This is a genomic window from Enterobacter sp. 120016, assembly GCF_018383635.1.
GTDB lineage: Bacteria > Pseudomonadota > Gammaproteobacteria > Enterobacterales > Enterobacteriaceae > Enterobacter > Enterobacter asburiae_D.
Genome location: NZ_JAHAWC010000076.1, coordinates 1 through 200, shown reverse-complemented (window position 1 = coordinate 200; position 200 = coordinate 1). Strand labels below are relative to the sequence as shown.

The 200-nt window shown below is 51.0% G+C and carries 1 rRNA gene; it reads left to right on the top strand.

Annotated elements, in window-relative coordinates:
- Position 1: 1 nt before the first annotated feature.
- Positions 2 to 200 (top strand): 23S ribosomal RNA (locus tag KIF87_RS23655); the annotation flags it as partial.

The window sequence follows — 200 nt, the reverse complement described above, 5'->3', positions numbered from 1 at the left end:
GTCAGAGGCGATGAAGGACGTGCTAATCTGCGAAAAGCGCCGGCGAGGTGATATGAACCTTTGACCCGGCGATGTCCGAATGGGGAAACCCAGTGCAATTCGTTGCACTATCGTTAACTGAATACATAGGTTAACGAGGCGAACCGGGGGAACTGAAACATCTAAGTACCCCGAGGAAAAGAAATCAACCGAGATTCCCC